Source organism: Rhizobium sp. WYCCWR10014, from assembly GCF_001657485.1.
Taxonomy (GTDB): Bacteria; Pseudomonadota; Alphaproteobacteria; order Rhizobiales; family Rhizobiaceae; genus Rhizobium.
The window spans coordinates 1-17,241 of record NZ_LXFU01000013.1 but is presented as its reverse complement, the minus strand read 5'-3'; the positions used below and the strand labels follow the sequence as shown (position 1 = coordinate 17,241).

13 protein-coding genes, 1 tRNA gene and 1 pseudogene are annotated in these 17,241 nt (G+C 60.6%); 8 read left to right on the top strand and 7 right to left on the bottom strand.

Features of this window, described 5'->3' with window-relative positions; genetic code table 11:
* The first annotated feature begins 323 nt into the window (after nt 1-323).
* A complete protein-coding gene (locus A6U98_RS00315; protein ID WP_064647057.1) occupies nt 324-1,103 on the top strand; it encodes an SDR family NAD(P)-dependent oxidoreductase in 780 nt (259 codons plus the stop codon).
* A 26-nt stretch (nt 1,104-1,129) separates the two neighbouring features.
* Nucleotides 1,130-1,336, top strand: a pseudogene (locus A6U98_RS35375) (TetR/AcrR family transcriptional regulator); the annotation flags it as partial.
* A gap of 39 nt (nt 1,337-1,375) precedes the next feature.
* Here A6U98_RS35375 and A6U98_RS00310 read toward each other — a convergent pair.
* Both A6U98_RS00310 and A6U98_RS00300 read right to left on the bottom strand, forming a co-directional pair.
* Entirely contained in the window at nt 1,376-6,637 is a 5,262-nt protein-coding gene (locus A6U98_RS00310; RefSeq protein WP_197496317.1) for a hypothetical protein, read from the bottom strand.
* Nucleotides 6,638-6,917: 280 nt separating this feature from the next.
* Nucleotides 6,918-6,991, bottom strand: a tRNA-Gln gene (locus A6U98_RS00300).
* A 162-nt stretch (nt 6,992-7,153) separates the two neighbouring features.
* Here A6U98_RS00300 and A6U98_RS00295 point away from each other — a divergent pair.
* The 3 genes from A6U98_RS00295 to A6U98_RS00285 are packed head-to-tail and all read left to right on the top strand — an operon-like array spanning nt 7,154 to nt 10,254.
* Entirely contained in the window at nt 7,154-8,062 is a 909-nt protein-coding gene (locus tag A6U98_RS00295) for an MBL fold metallo-hydrolase (RefSeq protein WP_064647051.1), read from the top strand.
* 21 nt (nt 8,063-8,083) lie between these two features.
* Nucleotides 8,084-8,533 carry a DCC1-like thiol-disulfide oxidoreductase family protein gene (locus A6U98_RS00290; protein ID WP_064647049.1) on the top strand — a complete coding sequence of 150 codons (450 nt, stop codon included), beginning with the start codon at nt 8,084-8,086 and terminating at the stop codon, nt 8,531-8,533.
* The gene (locus tag A6U98_RS00285; protein ID WP_064647047.1) at nt 8,530-10,254 is read left to right on the top strand and encodes a DUF4166 domain-containing protein; all 1,725 of its coding nucleotides are present in this window, start codon (nt 8,530-8,532) and stop codon (nt 10,252-10,254) included. The genes A6U98_RS00290 and A6U98_RS00285 overlap by 4 nt, the downstream gene beginning before the upstream one ends.
* Nucleotides 10,255-10,379: 125 nt before the next feature.
* On the opposite strand, the gene A6U98_RS00280 is transcribed toward A6U98_RS00285, so the two are convergent.
* Together A6U98_RS00280 and A6U98_RS00275 are read right to left on the bottom strand one after the other, a co-directional pair.
* The gene (locus tag A6U98_RS00280; protein WP_064647045.1) at nt 10,380-10,805 is read right to left on the bottom strand and encodes a hypothetical protein; all 426 of its coding nucleotides are present in this window, start codon (nt 10,803-10,805) and stop codon (nt 10,380-10,382) included.
* A gap of 140 nt (nt 10,806-10,945) precedes the next feature.
* Nucleotides 10,946-11,857 (bottom strand): DUF1499 domain-containing protein, encoded by a 912-nt coding sequence (locus tag A6U98_RS00275; protein ID WP_064647043.1) that lies wholly within the window; start codon nt 11,855-11,857, stop codon nt 10,946-10,948.
* A 227-nt stretch (nt 11,858-12,084) separates the two neighbouring features.
* Here A6U98_RS00275 and A6U98_RS00270 point away from each other — a divergent pair, with 227 nt between their 5' ends.
* The gene (locus A6U98_RS00270) at nt 12,085-12,477 is read left to right on the top strand and encodes a hypothetical protein (protein WP_064647041.1); all 393 of its coding nucleotides are present in this window, start codon (nt 12,085-12,087) and stop codon (nt 12,475-12,477) included.
* 15 nt (nt 12,478-12,492) lie between these two features.
* Here the strand turns inward: A6U98_RS00270 and A6U98_RS00265 are convergent, their stop codons facing one another.
* Nucleotides 12,493-12,738 (bottom strand): hypothetical protein, encoded by a 246-nt coding sequence (locus tag A6U98_RS00265; RefSeq protein WP_018449220.1) that lies wholly within the window; start codon nt 12,736-12,738, stop codon nt 12,493-12,495.
* Between the two features lie 143 nt (nt 12,739-12,881).
* Between A6U98_RS00265 and A6U98_RS00260 the strand changes: the two genes are divergently transcribed.
* Nucleotides 12,882-13,079: a hypothetical protein gene (locus A6U98_RS00260; RefSeq protein ID WP_003546062.1), complete on the top strand. Its 198-nt coding sequence runs from the start codon at nt 12,882-12,884 to the stop codon at nt 13,077-13,079.
* Nucleotides 13,080-13,333: 254 nt separating this feature from the next.
* On the top strand, nt 13,334-13,609 hold the full coding sequence (locus tag A6U98_RS00255; RefSeq protein ID WP_064647040.1) for a hypothetical protein: 276 nt from the start codon (nt 13,334-13,336) through the stop codon (nt 13,607-13,609).
* A gap of 38 nt (nt 13,610-13,647) precedes the next feature.
* On the opposite strand, the gene ppdK is transcribed toward A6U98_RS00255, so the two are convergent.
* Nucleotides 13,648-16,356, bottom strand: coding sequence for a pyruvate, phosphate dikinase (gene ppdK, locus A6U98_RS00250; RefSeq protein WP_064647038.1), 2,709 nt, complete (start codon nt 16,354-16,356; stop codon nt 13,648-13,650).
* Between the two features lie 579 nt (nt 16,357-16,935).
* A partial coding sequence (locus tag A6U98_RS37420; protein ID WP_210179336.1) for a hypothetical protein occupies nt 16,936-17,241 on the bottom strand: 306 nt, incomplete at its 5' end.

Here is a 17,241-nt window from a genome sequence, read left to right as displayed (position 1 = left end):
TTCGCGAGCCACCGCGAAGGCGACGAGCCATCGCACATCGACAACTAAGTTAGCGCCTATGGGGCTTGACCCGAGGATCCATGCCCCGAGCATTGTGCTCGCCGTCGACAGACGGAGCGGCAGGGGGCATCCCATGCGTGAACTCATGTACGTCGAGTGCTGCGTATGGATCCTCGGGTCAAGCCCGAGGATGACGGAGTAGGTGGGAACCAATCTGCAAAACCGCACCCACTCGCTGGCGGACTTGTCCACCATCCCACCTTGACCCGACCACCCCTACACAAGCACTCTGCGCCCTCCACGCCGCCGCGAAAGGACACCCCATGAGCCGCATTTTCATCACCGGTTCCACCGATGGCCTCGGCCTTGCCGCCGCCCGCACCCTGATGAAGGAGGGCCATGACGTCGTGCTGCACGCCCGCTCCCGGGAGCGGGCCGCCGCCATATCAGAGATTTCCCCTGCCGCACTCGGCCTCGTCATCGGCGATCTCGCCAGCGCCACCGAGACGCGCTCGATTGCCGAGCAGGCCAACGCCATCGGCCGCATGGACGCCGTCATCCACAATGCCGGCATCTACCTCGAGAGGAGCCGGGGCGAAACGCCGGATGGCCACGCCAAGACGCTGGCGGTGAATGTGCTCGCCCCCTATCTGCTCACCGCCTGGATCACCCGCCCCGCCCGCCTGATCTATCTCAGCAGCGGCATGCACCGCAGCGGCAGCAGCGCCCTTGACGATATCGACTGGAAGAAGCGGCCGTGGAGCGCCAGCCAGGCCTATTCGGAAAGCAAGCTCTACATCGCCACCCTCGCCGCCGCCATCGCCCGCCACTGGCCGGATGTTCTGAGCAATGCGGTGGACCCCGGCTGGGTGCCGACCAAGATGGGCGGCGCCGGCGCGCCCGATGACCTCGAAATGGGGCACCTCACCCAGACATGGCTTGCGGCAAGCAATGATGGTGCGGCCAAGGTGAGCGGCGGGTATTGGTATCACCGCCGGGAGCGGGAGGCCTCGGCGGACGTGGCTGATCCTGGGTTTCAGGATGCGCTGTTGGAGAGGCTTGCAGGACTCACAGGCATTCGTTTGTTTGAAGAGCGCGGGTAAGGCGAGACCGGGTTAGCTGCAGCGTTCGAAACCTCTGGAAGGCGCTATTCAACCATCTCCCGCCCGAAACTAACCCGACACCGCAATGGCATCTCGACGAGCATCTCTTCCTGATGGACGTGATCGCCGAACCGCTGGGCGAATTGCAACCCGGCATGCCGGCGCAAGACCGCGCCATCCGCGCCCGCCCCTCCGTCAGCGCCGTCCACAGCGTCGTTAGTATCAGTCTGGAAGCACTTTTAGGGTTACTGCCGAGCGGCTTGCGCGGGCGATCACCTTAGCAGCTTGATGCGCTCTTGAAGGGTAAATGCTGTAGGAACGTTTTTGGCTGCCAATGTTGCAGCAATCTCGACAAGGGCCTGTCGAGCCTGAACATCCTTTGATAGCGCTTTTGCATCCGAACTTAGTGATGTCGCAACAAGATCAGCCAACGCTTCACCGGTACCATCTCGGTACCAATGACTATCTACCTTCAACATAGCACTGAGCCAACGAAGGCCGTCGAGACGCAGTGGAGTTCCGAACGTTTTCATCAGAAAGTAGCAGAAGCGGGTGATACATTCTTCGTCACGGCTAAGGTGGACCGTAGACCAAGTTTCGTAGACATCCTTCATTCGCAAGGCTACACCCTGCTCGAGGCGCGACAGGGCATCTTCGTTTCCGAACCCGAGCAGATCGCAGATCAAGCGCTCGCCGTGAAACCACAGGCCGGGCTGCGACCAATCTGCCGCGAGGCTATATTCCGCCATGGCGCGCCAAACATGTTCGAAGGCAGGCGGATCATCGCCTTTGCTTAAACGCAGATAGAGGCCCCGGATGAAGTGCTGCAGCGCGACGTGTGCGGCCGGGCCATGGACGAGTATGGGCTCCCATATGGCTTGTTGCTCGCTTTTGGGAGCCGCGATCGTAAGTGTCGCGAGCCTCAAGAGGATGTCGTAGCCCAGGTTCTGACTCGGCAGATCGTACTCGCCGTACTTTTCTTTGGCATTCGCCTTTGCACGCGCCGCATCCCACTCCCAGATGCGAAGCGCAAGATGCGTGTCCAATGATCGGTCACCCGTTCCGGCCCCATCGATTAGCCAACTAAACAAAACGCTGAGGAAATGATTGTCGAGCAATGTGCCGCGATTGCGCGTTGGCTTCCCCTGCCATCTCTCTTCCCCGGACATGTAGACGCGCATTCGCCGCTGAAAGTCCAAGCGTCCAACACCCGCGGCGACACGTTTCAAATCAAGGACGTCCGGCGTCGCGTCTTGAGCCCGCAAGGGAAAGCGTCGCAAACGCCTCAGCCAGAAACTCCAAGTTCGCTCTGATCGTTCATCGTCACGATGGCGAGGCGCCAGGAGAACTAGGCCGGACCATAGAACCCCTGCCTGCAGGATTCGCCACCACGCGGAACCAAGCTGTTCACGATTGGCGTAAGCAACTCTGACGACCACCTGGGCAGCTTGCTCCTCCCCGCACGTTAGAAGGTGTAGGACACTGGTTTCCCATTCCAGCGAAGCATCGTCCTTCTTCATCCAAAGGTGCAGCACAGCATAAGCGGCGAATTTCAGTTCATCATGTAGACTTGCAAATCGCCGCTTGCGAATCTCTTCTCCTGTCGACGGAACGTGCGAGACAGCGGCCTTCACGATTGCGAGTGCGTAAGCTTGAGCATCAGGATTGTTTACGAGCCAATCGTGTCCGAGTACGATGAGCGTGGCCGCGGCTGCGAGCTTGCATTTTGACTTGGCAGCCTCATCATCATCCAAATCGCAATCACATGCCTTGATCAGGTTGTGGAGATACTCTGCTTCTTGATCGGTAAGCGCCTGCCCACCTTGAAGCCGCTGCTCGCAACGCTCGGGCATAAGGAGGTATTCCAGAGGCTTGGCATTGTCGCTTTGCCACGACTGAACCTCCATGCGGAGCTCCTCCGGGCACACGAAACTGAGTACGGCATCTCCAGTCTCGGTATCCGCGAGTGCACGATAGTTGTCGCGGTTCAAAGTAGCGAACAGCAGCTTGAACTCCAGCGCTTCCTTTGTGTCTTGAGGTAACGTCCAAGTCGGTATCAGCGCCTGTAGATTGCGCGCGACGCCATCGTTCGTTTTCAGGAGCTCGACCGCGACATCGACGATTTTTTTCTGGCGATGGGTTGCCAGCGTCCAATCGCGCGCGAAATTGAAGATTGCGTCGCCGGCCTGAAGCCAAATTCCTCCGACAAAATTATACGCTATTTGGTCAATGCGGTTGCTGTCCCAATAGTAGAGGTTAGGGAACGTCAACAGCGGTGCAAGAGAGGTTGCAAGCAGCGATGGTTGATACTTTGCAACGTTGATCAACACGCTGACAAAGGCCGCGGAATTGCCTTCGCGAAACAGCCTCGCAATGATAGCGCTGATGTCGTCCCCCGCATCGAGCCGAAGCGTTAGCCACCTTTCTAGCGCATCAAGCGCGCAGTAAAGATTTCCGTTGGGCATGTCGGAAGATTGGTGCCAGTCAAACACTTGCCTCCAACCGGATAAGGCCTTCTTAGAGCCGTCAGGGAAGGCCAGGGTCACGCTCGGTGGCGCTACGTTCCGCCCCTGCATAATCTCCGCAACCCAACGTTCGGTGCAGAAGTTGACAAGTGCGATGAGCGCACCGACAGCAACGTCGGGAGCCAGATGAAGGAACGAGAAGAAAGGACTCTTCCAGAAGGCTGTCGGGTAGGCATCAAGGGGAAAATCGAGCCCTAGCTCGATCTTATGACGGGACGATCCATAGTCGCGTTCCGGCTGATCTTCTATGATTAGCGCGAGAAGAATTTCGGCAGCCACATGCGGCCGCGCGGACATCAGGGACTGTAGGGCATGCTCCTTGAAGCATGCAGCCCTGAAATCCATGTCCACCTTGCCATTCGCTCCAAGGGGCCAAGGCGCAAGTCGCTCACGAGACGATATGATCGAGTGCGGAATCCGACGTCGCTCCTCGTGCCGAGCCTTGTAATCCGGATCCGTCTTCAAGCGATCGATGTGCTCCGCGGCTTTCTGTCGCTGAATTTCGGATACTCTTCTTGCGACTTCAGGGTCGACCTTTCGTCGGCCCGCGAGTTCCAATGCCCAATTACCGATTTCGACAGGCAGGTCGGTAGCGCCGGCGAGCGCGGCTGTGTACAGCAGGGGCTCTCGCGTCAGATACCAGACGCCATGCCCCTTTTCCACTTGGACAGTCCGCGCCATGTCGAGCGCCATTGCTGCCAATTCCCGGCGGAAGGGCACGAGCGCGCCGTCGCTGAGTTTTCGTGGGGTGCCTGTAAGCCAGGTATGGATCAGCTTGGCGAGTGCAGACGAAACGAATCCGTTCAAGCGGCAACGCAGCCCAATAAGAAAGCGGAGAATAGGCGGCCATCGAGCTAAGACAATCGAACGGAACTGCGCCTCCATGTGGACACCCATTGCAGAACTGGATCCCAGCGCGCCGTCAGCTGGAATCGTCCCAATGTGATGAAAGCGAATGAGCAATCGCGTTAGGTGTTTGGCTTCATTTGCAAAGAGCAATTCGACGCGCTCGGCAAGAAAGAGCTCTGCGTCGGAGTCCAAGCAAAGCGCATCAAGAAGAATATCGCCTGTCAGATCGTTTTTTGTAGTCGCAGCCGCGGAGAATGCCGTATCCCACTCAGTTCCGTTTTCGGCTCGCTGCCGAAGTAGAAATTGACCTAACATCCGGAGCGCGTTGGTCCAGAGTGGATTCATCGCAAGCGGCGCCCACTGGGGTGTGTCCGTCCGGATCTGCTTCAAGTACTGGAAGCGTGCCCAATCGGCCGCAAGATCATGATCGAACTCGATCCGATTTGTTCTCTCATTCAGTCGGAGCGGAAGTTCTGCCGGGCGTTGCGTAAAAGTTGCGGAATCAACCGGATCCAAGTCGGTGAGCGCGAAGCTTCGTTCGAATGATGCTTCTCTTTTCGCAAGCCGCATCATCAGCGCCTGTACGTCGGCGCGATCCTTTGTCCAGTACTTCCAAAGCATGTCCGAGATGGCGGTGTGCGATGCAAGACTCTTCACATTCGTTACGAGCGATGTGCCCGCGTTCATGACCCATGCGAGTGTCCGGAGGTTCTTTAGAGCTGCGATCGTGTCGTCATGCGCCGCCAGCCAGCCAAGCGTTTGGGATGGCAATAACGCCAGTTTCACTTCAGCACCTTTGAGCTGTTCAAGTTCGACTAAGTGGGCCTTGCGCCCACTGAGGATCGTTTCCTCGCCCTCGCCCCAGTTCTGGGCTTGCGTGACGACGACAACGCGCCAGGTACTGTCTTCACTCTGTGCTTCGGCTTGGAGAATTGCCTGCAACAATCGGCGAATGACGCCGAACTCAGAGGCCTCAATCCGCTCGGCAGAATCGATAACCAGGACATTCTTCGGTTTGACTGTCGCGTTAAGGATCAGCGACAATTCATTCTTGAGCGGCAAACTCCCTCTACGCACTGCACTCAGGGCAGTCTTAAGTTCCTCGGGACCAAACCAGACCTGATTCCAAGTAGAATACGCGGCCTCAAGTACCCCCTTCACCAAGGCTGACTTGCCGCACCCTGACTCGCCGAAAACGACCGTGACAAGATTCTTCTGGAATGCGTCTTGAAATTTTTCCCTCTCGACCGTTCGAGGGAAGGAATGGCCTGACGGAAGTTCGGTCTCAATCCGTGCTTTGTGATCCGCAGTTATGTTGGAGAGCGTTTCCCAATCACGTTCGAAATCTGGGTGGTGGCGAAGCTCGAACTGGACGCGCAGGAGCGGTAAAAGATCTCGAATTGTGACGGTGCCGCTACGAATTCGCACGTCTTTCGCGATGTCGGTGAGGCAACGCCAAAATGCTTTAGCCTCGTCAGCGTCTCCGGACATCAGAAGGCGGCGGCATTGAGCGATTGCCTGCTTCTCGGTTTCCGAATAGGCGAATTGCAGATCGACGGGCAGAACGTGGAGCCGTCGAATTAGCTCAATCGATTCTCCGTCGCTCGCCGTCGGAACTCCGCTTGGTTTTTGAACGCTGTCAAAGACCCGTGACTGGCTTGGGTTGCTCCGAATACGCGTCATCGTGAGCTCGATGTCTGTGCCTGCGGATGCATTTTTCACTTCTCGCCAAGCCGGGTCGAATACTCTGTGTGTGCCGAGCGTTACCAAAGCCAGAGCATCGGAAGCTCGTTTAAACGGCCCATGCTGATCGCGCCACTGTTCCCACGCGCGCTCTACGAAGTCAGCAGGAAGCCCGGACGCGCTGACTTGAAGGTTGCCTTTCGCCGAGATTGCAAGCCGCCTGTCTTGACCACCAGCCCGCGCGGTCAGCAAAAGGTCGTCAATACGCCAACCAAGGGTCGAAACCTGAGCCTGAAGCTGAGTACCAACACCTCCAACGCCCGGCGCTTCTTCACCTGATAGCGCTTTGACCAACTGCCACGCGCTTATCAAATCCTCAAACTCAAACCCAGCACCGCTCGTGGATCGCAGTGTCGCTGGCGTCCGCCTCTTGGTGCGTGACGATTTCCGAGTTGCACTTTTCTTTGAACTGGCCAAACAACTCTCTTGTGGTGGTGGCGGTGGTGGCTAAGTGGCAGACGCGATAGTATAACAACCACAAGTAACCTTACTTCATTTTTGAAGTTGATTTGGACTGTATCTAGGATTTTCTGTGGATTAACAGAACTTTCGCCCGTGCTGTCTGCCTAGGGAAAAGGCCTACCAGAAGCGGGATATGACGGCTTCCCGCAAAATACCCCTGTACGACAAGTGTCGAATCTCGGTTCCCTTCCAAGCAGAAATGCCAGAAGTCTAGATTCGGATCTGAAAGAAAAATTGGCTGGGGCGCCTGGATTCGAACCAGGGATGACGGTACCAAAAACCGTTGCCTTACCGCTTGGCGACGCCCCACCAGAGCTTGAGCGGAAACCGCTTGCTCAAATCGACGCCTGATTAGCAAAGCTCTTCGCCTGTCACAATGACTAAGTTTAACCCGGCGCAGATTTATGCGCTGCGCAGCTCCCGCCGTCGTGCTAGGAATTGGCGACGTCATCGGCCCGAGATCATTCCTTCATGGACAGTCCCGCATTCGACCTCGCTTTCGAGCCGGCCTATGGGCAAGCCGTGCCGGTGGTTGCAGGGGTCGAGCGGGTTACAGTGAACAATCCCGGCCCTTTCACCTTTTTCGGCACCAACAGCTATATCGTCGGCTCTTCCTCCGTCGCGGTCATCGATCCCGGGCCGGAGGACGAGGCGCATTTTCAGGCGCTGATGGCGGCGCTTGCCGGCCGCGCGGTGACGCATATCTTCGTCAGCCACACGCATCGCGACCACTCGCCGCTGGCCAGCCGCCTGCAGGCGGCAACGGGGGCGGTGACGGTGGGCCAGGGGCCGCACCGGCCGGCGCGGCCGCTGAGGGATGGCGAGATCAATCCCTTTGCCGAAAGCTCGGATCTATCCTTCGTGCCCGACATAACGATCGGCGATGGCGAGACCCTGTCGGGCGATGGCTGGTCGCTCAGAGCGGTGCTGACGCCGGGGCACACGGCCAATCATGCCGCCTTTGCGCTCGAGGGTCGGGACATCCTGTTCTCCGGCGATCACGTCATGGCCTGGTCGACTTCGATCGTCGCGCCGCCGGATGGTTCGATGGCGGATTACATGGAATCGCTCGAGCGGCTGATTGCGCGCGACGACCGGCTGTTGCTTCCCGGCCATGGCGGGCCGGTGATGGAGCCGGCCGGATTCCTGCGGGCGCTGAAGGCGCATCGCCTCAGGCGCGAGCAGGCGGTGCTGGCGCGCGTCCAGGCGGGCGACACTCAGATTGCCGAGATGGTGAAGGTGATCTATCGCGACACCGATCCGAAGCTGCATGGGGCGGCCGCCCTTTCGGTGCTCGCCCATATCGAGGATCTCATGGAGCGCGGCGAGATTGCGGCCGATGGGCCGCCTTCGCTTGCCGCCACCTACCGGCTGTTGTAAGCGGGAGATGGGGAGATTACCATGACGCGTGCCGCTTACAGCTATCGCAGCGATGCCGATGTGCCTGATTTTGCCGATGACCAGCCGCTGATCGTCTTTGATGGCGAATGCGTGTTCTGTTCCGGCTGGGTGAAATTCGTGCTGAAACATGACAAGCAGCAGCGATACCGCTTCCTCGCGGCGCAGACGCCGCTGGGTGCGGCGCTCTACCGGCATTACGGGCTCGATGCGCGCGACTATGAGACCAATATCCTGATCGAAGAGGGCTGCGGCTTCTTCAAATCCGACGGCACGATCCGCATGGTGGCGGGCCTCGGTTTTCCCTATTCGCTGGTCAGGATCTTCCGGCTGCTGCCGCGGCGGGTGGCCGATGCGCTCTATGAATTCATCGCCCGCAACCGGCTGAAGATTGCCGGGCGGCAAAGCTGCATGGTGCCGACGCCGGAGCAGCGGCGCCGCTTCGTCTCATGAGCGCCGACCGGTTTTCACTGCTCATCATCGGCGGCTACGGCACCTTCGGCGGGCGGCTTGCCCGGCTGCTTGGCGATCAACCCAGGCTCAGGCTGCTGGTTGCGGGGCGCTCGCTTGAAAAGGCCGACGATTTCGTTGCAGATCTCCGAACGCCGAAAGATGGAGCCGAGGGCCTGGGAAGCAACAATCTCGGCGCGATGGTGCAGGCAGTGGCCTTCGATCGCGACGGTGATCTCACCGAACAGCTGACGCGGCTGAGGCCCGATCTCGTCGTCGATGCCTCGGGGCCGTTCCAGACCTTCAGGGAGGATGCCTATAAGGTGGTCGAGGCCTGCATCGAACTCGGCATCGATTATGCCGATATCGCCGACAGCACCGGTTTCGTCGCCGGCATCGGTGGGCTGGATGCCGCGGCCAGGGCCAAGGGCACCTTCGCGCTTTCGGGGCTGAGCAGCCTGCCCGCCCTCTCCTTCGCAGCACTCGATGCGATGGCGCCACATTTCTCGCGGATCGACAGTGTCGCGGCGGGCATTGCCCCGTCGGCGCATGTGCGGATCGGGCTCAATGTCGTGAGGGCGATCGCGACTTATGCCGGCAGGAAAGTCACGGTGCTGCGCGAGGGACGGCCGGCCGCCGGGCGCGGGCTGATCGATGCGATGCGGGTAACGGTGGCGCCGCCGGGTGTGGCACCGCTGCGCAGCCGGAAATTCCTGCTTGTGGATGCGCCGGACCTGGCGCTGCTGCCGGCGCGCGCTGCCGGCCTGCAATCGAGCTTCACTGGCGTGGGGACGGAGCCGCAGCCGCTGCAGCACTTGCTCAGCCTTGCGGCACGGCTTGTCCGCCTCCGGCTCCTGCCGTCGCTGCTGCCGTTTGCGCGGCTGCTGCAAGGCGCCAGCCATCGTTTCGCGATCGGCGAACATCGCGGCGGCATGTTCGTCCGCGTCGGCGGTCTCGATCACGCGGGAAAGCAGCTGACATCAGACTGGCATCTGATTGCCGAAGGTGATGACGGGCCGTTCATCCCCATCATCGGCGTCGACGCGCTGGTGCGCCGGCTGCTGTCCGGCGTGCGGCCGGAGAAAGGCGCGCGGCCGGCGGCGGGGGAATTGCGGCTTGCGGATTTCGAAGCGGCCTTCCAGCGTTTTTCGATCACATCGGGCATCCGAATGGAAAACGAGGAGGCGCCCCTGCCGCTCTACCAGAGGATTCTCGGCAGCGCCTTTGAGCGACTGCCGCCCGCCATTTCAGCCCTCCATGCCGGCGGCGCGCGCGTCGCCTCCGGCCGGGCGCGGATCGAGCGCGGCGGCGGGCTGCTTGCGCGGGTAGTCGCCCGCGTCATCGGCTTTCCCAAAGCGGGCTGGGAAGTGCCGGTCACGGTGCGCTTCGCAACCGATGGCGACAAGGAGATCTGGACCCGGGATTTCGGCGGCACGGTGTTCCGCAGCTTCCAGGTCGAGGGCAAGGGCCGCGACCGGCATTTGCTGGCCGAAGTCTTCGGGCCGTTCCGGGTGCTGTTGGCGCTGGTGCCGGAGGGAGAGAAGCTGCGGCTCGTCGTGCGCGGCTGGCGGTTTTGCGGCATTCCACTGCCGATGTTTCTGGCGCCTGGTGGCGATACCTATGAGGAGGAGCGCGATGGGCGGTTCCACTTCCACGTGGAGATCGGCGGGCGGCTGACGGGGTTGGTGGTGCGGTATACGGGGTGGTTGGTGGTGGAGGAGTGATGGGGTGGCTGCGGTGATGCCGCCTTGGAAGGAGTGCCGTGTCAGCCCCCCTCTGCCCTGCCGGGGTGATGGGTGCAGTAAAGGTGGTGGTTGGACCTGGAGAGGTGAGAGGTCCCATCCGCTGGTCAACTAACATAAAACTTGTTCAAGGGATGGGGCTCGGTCGTGTATTCCATCGAGAGAATTGAGATTGTCAAACTGCGCAATAGCTGAACATCAATCTCACATCTCTCAGGAACGTATACATAAATATCATCCGGCCTTTTATCGGCAGCTACACTTATACCGCCCCGCTTTCTAACGGCAAACGTATGAATGACTGAATTTTTAACATCGGGCTGAATGCGCAGGACGCATTTCACCACCCGATCAAACTTTAAAAAGCCATCCGGAACATGGAGAGAAAAAATCTTCCCCATCGGAGAAAAATCCAAAAAGTGGCAGCCGGCGACAAATTTTAGATAAGTCTCACCTGAAAGAGTTTGGACGAAACCGAATTCATCAAGGGTCTCCTGGTCAAACACACTCAGAAAATCGACATCGCTTCCCACAGCAGCCCCTCTCCTCCTTTGATGCGGTGTAAGTGCGCCGAGTTTGCCGCACCCTCTCCCGGCCCTTCGCTTGGGCTCAGGGCGTTCGCAACTGCAATCGATTCACCGGATCGATTGCTGGCGCTTTGCGCCACCGTTGCTCACCCCCCAGCAATGCCGAGCAATTCGGCATCGAGCGCCTTCAGAAAATCGCCGGCGATTGCGGCGCTGAAGCCGAGGTCGTGTTGGCCGTAGCGGGAGGCGACGCGGATGTCGACGAAGGTGGTTTCGGCCTCTTCGCGCAGCCGAATGATGATATCGAAGCGCAGGCCGAGGATCAGCGTGCGGGTGGTGCCCTGCAGCGTCACGCCGTTGGCGCCGCGGATCAGCTTGGCGACATCGTCGTCATAGGGGCGCGGCGTCGGCACGGGGACGATATCGGGCGCATCGGCCACCGCATCGTCACTTGCCGGCGGCGGCTTGACCGGTCTGTCCTCGGGGTCGCGGCCGGGCTCGGTGTCGCCACTGCTTTTGGTGATGGTAATGCCGCTCATCTTGGCGACCTTGCGCACCGCTTCCAGCACGCGGTCGAGCGCACCTTCATAGCGCCGGCCGGTCAGTTCGGGATAGGCGGCGAGCTGCTTTTCACGATCCTCCGGCGTCACATCAGCGTTGCGCTTCAGCCAGATCTGGTCGGAATAGGGCGGCGACAGCCAGTCGGGTGCGGAGACCGGATCGGTGGAGACGTCGTAGATATCAGGCAGTGTCAGATAGTGCTCGGTGGCATAGGCGCCGAGCCCGAGCGGAAAGGCGGCATAGATCAAAGCGGCGAGCGCCGCCAGCCCGCCTTCGGCCCCCGTCATCCAGAGGCTGCGCAGCCCGAGGGCTGCCAGCATGGCGGAAAGCAGCGCGCCGCCGGCGGCGGCAATCAAGAGCAGCACCAGATAGGGTGTGGCGAGGCCACCGAAGCGGTGGGCGATCATCACAGCCAGCGCCAGCACCAGGGAAAACGCCCCGAGCAGCCGCGAAAAGCGGGCGGCGTTGGAAACGGGGCGGTCGAAGCGGATGGCCATCAAACTTACCGGTTGCTCGTCAGCGCCCGCGCGTTCGGCCACGCAAATCGCCATGCATCTGTTTAGTGCAAGATTCGGCTAAATTGAAACTATTGTCTGAGGCAGTGCGTTGGAATCCACGGCGGAAGGCCATGGCGAAACGGGGGCCATTTCATGAGCCCTTGCTGATATGTCAAAAAAGAGCCATTCTGCCGCGGTTTCATCTCCAGATGCAGAGGAGAGACGGGATGATTTCACCCGAGATTGCAGCAAGGCCGCAGGCGTCTGCGCTTGGCGGGATCGACCACCAGTCCGAGCCGATGCTGCCGATGGAGCTGCTCGAACTCGAACTTTCGCTCGAAGGTTATGCCGGCGGCGATGCCGGCTTCTGCGAGGCAGTGCGCCAGGCGGCGGCACGCTCCGGCGGCGAACTGCTGTTCGACTTGCCGGCCGGCGGCCTCGTGCAGGATTGCCGGCGCATTGCCGTGCTGCGCATTCCTGACGATGGCCAGGAGATGCGCGTTGTGCTGGCGCTGCTAGACGCTCACGGCACGGAGATCCGCATGCAGGCGCCGGATGAAGAGACCGCGCCGCTGGTGCGTTTCGCCGATGCCTTCATTGAACTGCTGGAGCGGATCTAATTCTAGATCAAGATTTTAGCGGCGCTCGGCCGCGGCTTCCGCAACGCTGCGGAACGGGAACTTGCGCCCGCATTCGCACTTGATCATGAAATTTTCCTGGTTGTTCGAGGGCCGCTGCACGCCAAAGCCGCGCGGCAGCTGATCGACCTTGAAATCCGGGTGCTTGCGCTTGGGATCGTCAACTTCCGAGGCTTCGGCAAAGCCCTCATTGCCGCATTGCGGACAGTTCAGTTTTTTCGAAAATCGATCGCGAAGGGCCATGCTCGTTCCAGTGATTCCGACCTCTTTTGGAGAGGCCATGCTTTCCTCATACAGAGGAATGCCCCTCATGCATAGAAAGCTTGGCTGGCGAAAGTGGAACCAAGTGCTGAGGCTGCCGTTCCTTTTTCGAAAAGGAGGCACTCATGCCCAACAGAGACCCGATCCCGACACCCAATGCCGATACGCCGCGCGGCCCGACGCCGACACCCGGCATTCCCGACCCCATCCAGCAAAAACCGCCGCTGACGCCGGCGCAGGACCCGGCCGATACGAAGAACCCGCAGGATCCACCGCTCAATCCGGCGCTGCTGCCGATCGGGGATCCGGCTGGGGCGGCGTGACGTCATCTTCACACTCGCTTGTTCTTGTGCGGAGTCTCCCTACCCTGGCGGCGAGCTTGGCGAAAACGCCAACCACACTCTCCGTCATCCCAGGCCTTGAGCCTGGGATCCATGCAACTGCTGCCGATTGATGCGACGTGGATGCTCGGCTCAAGGCCGAGCATGACGGAGGGTGGGGTGGGGGTACGCCCGCGACCCCGCTTGACGCCCGCACCCGAATGGCATTTCCTCAGGGAAAAGCAAGGAACACCCCGATGCGCCTGCCTATCCTGATCACGCTAGCCACCATCGTCGCCGGGCTTTCCGCCTGCCAGACGATGACGCCGGAGGAGCGGCGGGCGGCGGATGAGCAGCGGTGCCTGAGCTATGGCTTCCGCCGCGGCACGGATGGGTTTGCCACCTGCCTGCAGCGCATCGATCTCGACCGGCGCGCCGAATCACGGGCGCAGAGTGCGGAGATGATGGATCGCATGGCCTGGGATCTGAACGGACCTTATATCTACCGCGATCGCTGGCGCTATCGTCACTGAGTGCCGCAGGCACCCTGCCCCAGACTCCACCGGATATCTTACAAGGCTCCCCGGAGGTCTTTCGGACCGCGCCGGATCTCTTCCAGATTGCCTGCAATCACCGCCTGCGCCGCCGCCAACCTGGCGATCGGCACGCGGAACGGCGAGCAGGAGACGTAGTCGAGGCCGATCGTCTCGCAGAAGCGGATCGAGGCCGGGTCGCCGCCATGTTCGCCGCAGATGCCGAGCTTCATGTCGTTGCGGGTGCGCCGGCCGCGTTCGGCGGCGATACTGATCAATTCGCCGACACCGTCGAAATCCAGCGAGATGAAGGGATCGTGCTCGATGATGCCCTTGCGCTGATAGGTGGGGATGAAGGCCGAAGCATCGTCGCGCGAAATGCCGAAGGTGGTCTGCGTCAGGTCATTGGTGCCGAAGGAGAAGAATTCGGCGGCTTCGGCGATCACATGGGCGCGAAGGGCCGCGCGCGGCAGCTCGATCATCGTGCCGACGAGATAATCGATCTTCATGCCGGCCTCGCTCATCACGTCGCCGGCCACCGCATCGATGTGCGCCTTGACGTAATCGAGCTCGGCGCGCAGGCCGACGAGCGGCACCATGATTTCCGGCACGACGGGTGCGCCCGTCTCCTGGGCCGCGGCAATCGCCGCCTCGAAGATGGCGCGGGCCTGCATCTCGACGATTTCAGGATAGGAGATCGCCAGCCGGCAGCCGCGATGGCCAAGCATCGGGTTGAACTCATGCAGCGCATCGACGCGCTGGCGCAGCACGGATGCTTCCATGCCCATCGCGAAGGCGACCTCGGCCACCTCGTCGTCGGTCTTCGGCAGGAATTCGTGCAGCGGCGGATCGAGCAGGCGGATCGTCACCGGCAGGCCGTGCATCACGGTGAAGAGGCCGGTGAAATCGAGGCGCTGCATCGGCAGCAGCTTGTCGAGCGCCAGCCGCCTGCCCTTCTCATCGACAGCAAGGATCATCTCGCGCATGACATGGATGCGCTCGCCCTCGAAGAACATGTGTTCGGTGCGGCAAAGGCCGATGCCCTCGGCGCCGAAGGAGCGGGCGGCGAGCGCATCAGCCGGCGTATCGGCATTGGTGCGCACCGTCATGCGCCGGGCGCGGTCGGCCCAGCCCATGATGCGGCCGAAATCGCCCGACAGCGCCGGCTGGATCATCGGCACCTCGCCCTTCAGCACCTGGCCGGCCGAGCCGTCGATGGTGATGATATCGCCCTTCTTCAGCGTGACACCGACGCCGAGCAGCCGCTCGTTGCGTTGATCGATGCGCATGGTGCCGGCGCCGACCACGCAGGGGATGCCCATGCCGCGGGCAACGACCGCCGCATGGCTGGTCATGCCGCCGCGAGTGGTGAGAATGCCTTCAGCGGCATGCATGCCGTGAATATCCTCGGGGCTGGTCTCGACCCTCAGCAGAATGACCTTGCGGCCTTCGCCTTCCGCCTCGACAGCCTCTTCCGCGGTGAAGACGATGGCGCCGGTGGCAGCCCCCGGCGACGCCGGCAGGCCGCTGCCGATCACCTGGCGGGTGACGCGCGGATCAATCGTCGGATGCAGCAGCTGGTCGAGGCTGGAGGGCTCGATGCGCAGCACCGCCTCGTCCTCGGTGATCACTCCCTCATCGACCATGTCGACGGCGATCTTCATGGCCGCCCGGGTCGAGCGTTTGCCCGAACGGGTCTGCAGCATCCATAGCTTACCGCGCTCGATGGTGAATTCGATATCCTGCATATCGCGGTAATGGATCTCGAGCTCAGTGCAGATGCCGCAGAGCTCGCGAAACGCCTCCGGCATCAGCTTTTCCATCGAGGGTTTTTCGGAGCCGGAGGAAATCCGCCCCTCCTCGGTGATGCTTTGCGGCGTGCGGATGCCGGCCACGACATCCTCGCCCTGGGCGTTGACCAGGAATTCGCCGTAAAGCGCCCTCTCGCCGGTCGAGGGGTTGCGGGTGAAGGCAACGCCGGTGGCGGAGGAATTGCCGAGATTGCCGAAGACCATCGCCTGGATGTTGATCGCGGTGCCCCAGCCTTCCGGAATATTGTGGAGCTGGCGGTAGGTGACGGCGCGCGCGCTCATCCAGCTGGAAAACACGGCGCCGACCGCGCCCCAGAGCTGAACTTCGGGATCCTGCGGGAATTCCTGCTCCAGCTCCTCCTCTATCAGCTTCTTGTAGAGCGAGACGATATGCTGCCATTCCGAGGCGCTGAGTTCGGTATCGAATTCATGGCCGAGCTTGGCCTTCTCGTCTTCCAGGATCTCCTCGAAGGCGTCGTTGCCGAGGCCCATGACGACATCGGCATACATCTGGATGAAGCGGCGGTAGCTGTCCCAGGCAAAACGCGCATCGCCGGCATCATGGCCAAGCGCCTGCACCGTCTCGTCATTGAGGCCGAGATTGAGCACCGTATCCATCATCCCGGGCATGGAGACACGGGCGCCGGAGCGCACCGACAAGAGCAGCGGCTGGCTGACGGAACCGAAGTGGCGGCCGGTGACCGCTTCGATCGCCGATATGCCGGCGCGCACTTCCGCCTTCACCGCATCCTCGATGTGACGGCCGTTCTTGTAATAGGTGTTGCAGGCATCGCTGACGATCGTCAGCCCCGGCGGCACCGGCAATCCGAGCGCGCACATTTCCGCCAGATTGGCGCCCTTGCCGCCCAGAATCTCGTGATCGCGCGCCCGGCCCTCAGCCTGCCCGTCGCCGAACCTATAGACCCACTTGGTCATCTTCCCCCCAACACCGCAAAGGGATCAGCTTAATCCCTCAGACTGCCGACAACGCTGCGAACTTCTCTTTCGTCATGCTCGGGCTTGTCCCGAGTATCTGCTACCGGTTGATGCGCAGCAGATCCTCGGCACAAGGCCGAGGATGACGCCGAGTAGGGAGCGACGTCTGTCAACAAACTTAGGGATTAGCTTAATCCCTTGGAGTTGAAATGAAAATCGACAAATGCGGCAAAATGTTGCGTTGCACAATAAATCTTGTGGCAGCTGGCGGTCAAAACGTCTGAAACATGGCTGACATGAAAAAAGGCACAAAAAAAGCTTTGCGGGACTGCAACAATGTCCCGCAAAGCCTTGTTTCCGTCCGGCCAGGAAAACCGGACGGGGGGTCCCTCAACCCAGGAACGGCTCAGCTTTTTCTCAAAACAGAACCGGCCTGACCACGTTTTACGCAATTCCTGGGAAAATAGATCACCACTTCCCAAGATTTGCTCTCGGTTTCCGGTTCTTGCCCTCGCCCGGAAAACCGCACGCAAATTCGACAATGCGCAACCTTTGGTCGCCCGCTTTCCAGCAGAGTAATTAGGTTGCGTTGAAACAACTTCTAATGCAAGTCAGCGAAAAGAGCATCACCCAAATGGGGTACAAGCGACAAGAGAGCCGACCTTTTTTGGTGTTTATTGCTCGGCCCTTGATTTTACGCAATTTATGGACGCAAAACCGCGCCGCACCTTTGCTGAAATTGCGTTGGCGCTCGGCGGCTCCATGGATGCTCGGGCTGGCGGCTCCATGGATGCTCGGGTCAAGCCCCATAGGCGCTAACTTAGTCTTGACGGTGATGATCGTCGATGATTCACCGTGCCTATGAGCGATTTGTTGCAAGCATTG

Coding starts and splice junctions, on each gene's coding strand:
- A6U98_RS00290 (WP_064647049.1), top strand. CDS start 8,084: ATGACGCGTGCCGCTTACAGCTATCGCAGCGATGCCGATGTGCCTGAT.
- A6U98_RS00265 (WP_018449220.1), bottom strand. CDS start 12,738: ATGGCCCTTCGCGATCGATTTTCGAAAAAACTGAACTGTCCGCAATGC.
- A6U98_RS00275 (WP_064647043.1), bottom strand. CDS start 11,857: ATGGCCATCCGCTTCGACCGCCCCGTTTCCAACGCCGCCCGCTTTTCG.
- A6U98_RS00315 (WP_064647057.1), top strand. CDS start 324: ATGAGCCGCATTTTCATCACCGGTTCCACCGATGGCCTCGGCCTTGCC.
- A6U98_RS00285 (WP_064647047.1), top strand. CDS start 8,530: ATGAGCGCCGACCGGTTTTCACTGCTCATCATCGGCGGCTACGGCACC.
- A6U98_RS00295 (WP_064647051.1), top strand. CDS start 7,154: ATGGACAGTCCCGCATTCGACCTCGCTTTCGAGCCGGCCTATGGGCAA.
- A6U98_RS00255 (WP_064647040.1), top strand. CDS start 13,334: ATGCGCCTGCCTATCCTGATCACGCTAGCCACCATCGTCGCCGGGCTT.
- ppdK (WP_064647038.1), bottom strand. CDS start 16,356: ATGACCAAGTGGGTCTATAGGTTCGGCGACGGGCAGGCTGAGGGCCGG.
- A6U98_RS00260 (WP_003546062.1), top strand. CDS start 12,882: ATGCCCAACAGAGACCCGATCCCGACACCCAATGCCGATACGCCGCGC.
- A6U98_RS00270 (WP_064647041.1), top strand. CDS start 12,085: ATGATTTCACCCGAGATTGCAGCAAGGCCGCAGGCGTCTGCGCTTGGC.